Source organism: Dietzia sp. CW19, assembly GCF_014145265.1.
Classification (GTDB): Bacteria; Actinomycetota; Actinomycetes; order Mycobacteriales; family Mycobacteriaceae; genus Dietzia; species Dietzia natronolimnaea.
The window spans coordinates 1-4,786 of sequence record NZ_JAALEE010000320.1 but is presented as its reverse complement, the minus strand read 5'-3'; the positions used below and the strand labels follow the sequence as shown (position 1 = coordinate 4,786).

The following is a 4,786-nucleotide window of genomic DNA, read 5'->3' as shown; positions in this document are numbered from 1 at the left end:
TCGAGGTCAAGTTCGTCACGGCCCTGCTCTTCGACGCCGGCGTCTACCTCATCGTCGTCGGTCTGGTCCTGGACATCCTCCGCAGCCTGGGCGCCCGACTCGATCTGGACGCCGAGGATCTCGAGGAGCTCCGCGCCATCTACGTGGACGCCACCGAGTCGCCGTCCACGGCCGCGCTGCGCAGCGTCCCCGGCGTTGACGCCGACGGCGCACGCTCCGACCTGGCCGCCCACCGCGCCGCCCGCCGCGAGGCCGCCGAGAACCAGGGCGCCCCGTCAGGAGGCAGGTCATGACCGCCGACTTCGGGCTGCTGCTGCTCGCCGGGCTCCTCTGTGCCGTCGGGGTCTACCTGCTGTTGGAGCGGGCGATCATCAAGATCCTGCTGGGGATCATGATCTTCTCCAACGGGATCAACCTGCTCCTGCTGGCCGCGGGGGGACCGCCCGGCAGCCCGCCCATCATGGGGCGTGGCCGGAGCCCCGACGCCGCCGACTCGGATCCGCTGTCCCACGGGATGATCCTCACCGCGATCGTCATCACCGCGGGCGTCGGGGCCTTCATCCTGGCGTTGGCCTACCGCTCCTACCAGTTCACCACCGCCGACGAGGTCGCCGACGACGCCGAGGACACCAAGATCGCCAAGCGCTCGCCCACCGACGCCTGGTCGGCACCCGACCGGGACCTGTCCGACGACCACACCACCGGTCAACCCACCGAGCTGGGAGACCACGTCGACTACGACGACGAGGACCTGGAGGAGGCCGAGGCGGAAGCCGAAGCGGAGGCCCGCGCCCGCGCCGCTGCCGCCTCGCGCGACCGCAGGCGGACGAGGCGCGACGACGGAACCCCGGACGACGGAAAGGAGGGTGGCCGGTGATCTCCCCCGAACTGTTCGGCTACCTCATCCCGTCCGTCGTTCTGATCCCCCTGCTCGCCGCGGCGCTGTGCCTGGTGGTCTCCCGCCGTCCCCGGGTCCAGAACATCATCACCATCGTCACCCTCACCGGGGTGCTGGTCATCGCCGGCATCCTGCTGGTGCTCACCGACCAACACGGCATGCACACCGTGCAGGTGGGCGGCTGGGACGCACCCGTCGGGATCACCCTCGTGGCGGACCGGCTCAGCGCCCTCATGCTCTGCGTGTCGGCCATCGTGCTGCTGACGGTGATCATCTACGCCGTGGGGCAGGGCGTCCGCGACGGGGACGGCGACCAACCGACCTCGATCTTCCTCCCCACCTACCTGGCGCTCGCGGCGGGACTGAACGCGGCGTTCATCGCCGGCGACCTGTTCAATCTGTTCGTCGGGTTCGAGATGCTGCTGGCCGCGTCCTACGTCCTGCTCACGCTCGGCGCCAGCCAGGAACGAGTCCGCGCGGGGGTCTCCTACACCGTCGTGTCGATGGTGTCGTCGATGGTGTTCCTGCTGGGCATCGCGCTGACCTACTCGGCGGCGGGCACGCTGAACCTTGCCCAGCTGTCCATCCGGATGGCCGAGGTCCCGGACGGGCTGCGCAACACGATCTTCGCCGTGTTCCTGGTGGCGTTCGGCATCAAGGCCGCGGTCTTCCCGCTCTCGACCTGGCTGCCCGACTCCTACCCGACCGCGCCCGCGCCGGTCACCGCGGTGTTCGCGGGACTGTTGACCAAGGTCGGCGTCTACGCGATCATCCGCTTCCACACCCTCGTGTTCCCCGGCGGCTCCATGGACGGCGTCCTGCTGGTGGCGGGACTGCTGACGATGGTCATCGGCATCCTCGGCGCGATCGCACAGTCGGACATCAAACGAATACTGTCGTTCACCCTCGTCAGCCACATCGGGTACATGATCTTCGGCATCGCCCTGTCGACCGGCTACGGGCTGAGTGCGGCGATCTACTACGTCGGGCACCACATCATCGTGCAGACCACCCTGTTCCTGGTGGTCGGACTGATCGAGCGGCAGGCCGGGTCGTCCTCCCTGCGCCGCCTGGGCTCGCTCGCCGTGGCCAGCCCCGTCCTCGCCGTCGTCTTCCTCATCCCCGCCCTCAACCTCGGCGGGATCCCGCCCTTCTCCGGCTTCATCGGCAAGCTCGCGGTGGTCCAGGCCGGTGCCGAGGTCGGCGGACCGCTCATGTGGGTGCTCATTGCCGGGGCCATGGTCACCAGCCTGCTCACGCTCTACGTGGTGGTCCGCGTGTGGTCCAAGGCGTTCTGGCGCCCCCGCGCCGACGCCCCCGAGGGCGCGGTCGCCCTGGCCAAGCCGCTGGCCCTGCTGCCCTCCGACGAGTACGTGGAGTTCGACGAGCGCGAGGAGGTGGGCCGGATGCCGTTGAGCATGCTCGCCCCCACCATGGCCCTCATCGTGGTCTCCTTGTTGATGACGGTCTTCGCCGGCCCGCTGCTCGGGGTCACCGACCGGGCTGCCGAGAGCCTCATGGAGCGACATGACTACCTGGACACCATCCCCCTCGATTCCACGCCCGAACGCTACGTCGACTCCGTGACGGGGGTGCGCTGACATGGCCCGCAGGATGAGAGTCCGTCTCGACCCCCGGGTCGTCGGCTCACGAGTGTTCATGATGCTGTGGCTGACGGTCGCCTGGGTCATGCTCTGGGGGCCGGTCGAGGTCGGCACGATCGTCGCCGGGGTGCTCGTCGCGATCGTGGTGATGGTGCTGCTCCCGCTCCCGCGCGTCCCGGTGGAGGGTCTTCTCAGGCCCGTCTCCACGGTGTGGCTGGTGATCGTGGTGGCCTATTACCTCGTCCGCTCGTCGATCGCCGTGGCGTGGCTGTCCGTGCGCCCGCAGGCTCCGCCCCGGTCCGCCGTGCTCAGGGCACCGATGCAGCTCAAGTCGGACTTCACCCTCGCCCTGGCCGTCAACACCCTGAACCTCATGCCCGGCGGCATCGTCGTGCGCGTCGACCCGGTCGCGCGGTACGTGTACGTCCACGTCCTGGACGCCGGGAGTCCCGAGGCGGTCGAGAGGTTCCGTCGCCAGACCGCCCACGTGGAACAGTTGTACGTGCGCGCATTCGAACGTCCCGAGGACTGGCGACCCAGCCCGCAGCACTATTGCGCCCCCGCAGAGGAATACGGGACCAGCGGCCCCGAGCGCGTTGACGACCGCGACCGCCCACCCGAGCCCGTACGAGACAGCGAGGAGCACCGATGAGCCTGTCACTGCTGCTGTGGAGCGCGGCCGTGGTCGCCCTGACGCTCGCACTGTTCACCACGATGATCCGGCTGATCGGTGGACCCAACACCCTCGACCGGCTGATCTCCCTGGACATGCTCGCCGCCATCGCGCAGTGCGGGGTCGGGGTGTACATCGCCTGGAGCAAGGACACCACCGCCGCGGCCGCCCTCGTGGCGTTGGCGCTGGTCGCGTTCCTCGGATCGGTGTCCGTGGCCCGGTTCCGGGTCAGCGACTCCACCGGCGTCCACAAGGAGGCCCTCACATGACCGACGACCCCCGGGAGATCGTCTCCGCGCTGTTCGTCCTCGCCGGTGCGCTGCTCACCCTCGCCAGCGCCATCGGGCTGGTGCGCTTCCGCGACACCCTTAGCCGGATGCACCCGGCCGCCAAGCCACAGGTGCTGGGCCTGGTGCTCGTGCTGTTCGGCGCCAGCGTCCGGATCTTCCCGCACATCGACCTGGGAATGCTCCTGCTGGCCGGGATCGTGGCCGTGTGCACCGCCCCGGTGATCGCCAACCGCGTGGGAAACCTGGCGTATCACGAGAGCGTCGAGGACGGCACCATCACCCACGAGGCCCCGGTCCTGGAGAAGTTCCAGTCCAGCGAGGCGAACATGAAGCACAAGTCCTGACGGCTCCCGGCCGCGCTCTCCCGCCTGCCCGCGCGCGGGCTCGTACCCGGGCCCACGGGGCGACTGGATGGTGTCGGGTGGACAGTGTGTCACGACGGAGACGCTGCGCCCGGGCCACCGACGACTCGAGCCCCGCTCCCTTTGGCGGGGTGCGGGGCTCGTTTCGGTGATGCGGGGCTCGATCGGTGGGCCTTCGCCCTCCCCGGGGGTCGGCCCCGGCGGTCGCGCCGGTTACCTGGAGATCAGGGGGCGGGCTGCGCGGGCGGGGAGGCGGGATCGGCCTGCCCCTCGACGGGCTGCTCCCCGACCGGGACCTCCACGAGGATGTCCTCCTCGCCCTCGACGGCGCCCTCGCCCTCGACACCCTCGGCCTGGGTCTCGTCAGCGTTCTCTTCCGCCTCCGAGCCGGCCTCGCCCGTGTAGGTGGGCAGCGTGTACGGGGCGTCGGGATCCGCGGGCTGCTCGTTGGGCGGGGAACACGCGGTCACGGCGAACGCGAGTGCGAATGCGGGAACCGCGACCATGAGGCGGCGGGCGGTCTGACGCGGGGCCATGAGGGCTCCTTCGATCTCGGAAAGCTGCAGGTCGCTGAGAGCACGCGCCCCGGCGGGCGGAGTGCGTGAGCTCATCATATCCTCAGCCGTCAGCGGTCGAGGTCCTGGGTGACGATCACGATCACGCCGGGGGCGCCCACCTCGAGATCGGCCGGCCGGGGCACGGCGGGGATGCCCAGCTGGGCCGCTACGGCCTCGGCGGCCTGCCGCTCACCGGCACCGGTTCCGAAGTACACGGTCGACTCGGACACCACCGGCCGGTTGGAGGGCAGGTTGGCCACCTCGCCGACCGCGAAGCCGGACTCCCGGAGGGCTTCCCCGGTCCGGCCGGCGAGTCCGGAGACGTTGCTGTTGTTGAACACCTGGACGGGCACCGCGGTCACGGCCGGCGCGTCGCCGGGCTGGCCGGCCGGAGGCTGCTCG

At 70.2% G+C, this 4,786-nt stretch carries 8 protein-coding genes; 6 read left to right on the top strand and 2 right to left on the bottom strand.

Translation table 11 applies throughout. The features are described 5' to 3' along the window. The 6 genes from G6021_RS10075 to G6021_RS10050 form a co-directional block, all read left to right on the top strand. Window positions 1-293: hypothetical protein (locus tag G6021_RS10075; protein WP_182641209.1), on the top strand; the 293-nt coding region annotated here is incomplete at its 5' end. Then, on the top strand, window positions 290-877 hold the full coding sequence (locus G6021_RS10070) for a Na(+)/H(+) antiporter subunit C (protein ID WP_241730758.1): 588 nt from the start codon (window positions 290-292) through the stop codon (window positions 875-877). The genes G6021_RS10075 and G6021_RS10070, both read left to right, overlap by 4 nt. Further along, window positions 874-2,499 carry a Na+/H+ antiporter subunit D gene (locus tag G6021_RS10065; RefSeq protein WP_182641208.1) on the top strand — a complete coding sequence of 542 codons (1,626 nt, stop codon included), beginning with the start codon at window positions 874-876 and terminating at the stop codon, window positions 2,497-2,499. The genes G6021_RS10070 and G6021_RS10065 overlap by 4 nt, the downstream gene beginning before the upstream one ends. Window positions 2,500-2,512: 13 nt before the next feature. Further along, window positions 2,513-3,154, top strand: a complete 642-nt coding sequence (locus G6021_RS10060; RefSeq protein ID WP_241732672.1) for a Na+/H+ antiporter subunit E — start codon at window positions 2,513-2,515, stop codon at window positions 3,152-3,154. Further along, complete coding sequence (locus G6021_RS10055) at window positions 3,151-3,444, top strand: monovalent cation/H+ antiporter complex subunit F (RefSeq protein WP_182610648.1); 294 nt, start codon at window positions 3,151-3,153, stop codon at window positions 3,442-3,444. The genes G6021_RS10060 and G6021_RS10055 overlap by 4 nt, the downstream gene beginning before the upstream one ends. Next, window positions 3,441-3,809 carry a monovalent cation/H(+) antiporter subunit G gene (locus tag G6021_RS10050; protein WP_182641207.1) on the top strand — a complete coding sequence of 123 codons (369 nt, stop codon included), beginning with the start codon at window positions 3,441-3,443 and terminating at the stop codon, window positions 3,807-3,809. The genes G6021_RS10055 and G6021_RS10050 overlap by 4 nt, the downstream gene beginning before the upstream one ends. A 242-nt stretch (window positions 3,810-4,051) precedes the next feature. Here G6021_RS10050 and G6021_RS10045 read toward each other — a convergent pair whose 3' ends face one another. Together G6021_RS10045 and G6021_RS10040 are read right to left on the bottom strand one after the other, a co-directional pair. Beyond that, window positions 4,052-4,363: a hypothetical protein gene (locus tag G6021_RS10045; RefSeq protein ID WP_182641206.1), complete on the bottom strand. Its 312-nt coding sequence runs from the start codon at window positions 4,361-4,363 to the stop codon at window positions 4,052-4,054. Between the two features lie 89 nt (window positions 4,364-4,452). Continuing rightward, window positions 4,453-4,786 (bottom strand): LytR C-terminal domain-containing protein (locus G6021_RS10040; protein WP_182641205.1); only part of this gene is annotated, 334 nt, incomplete at its 5' end.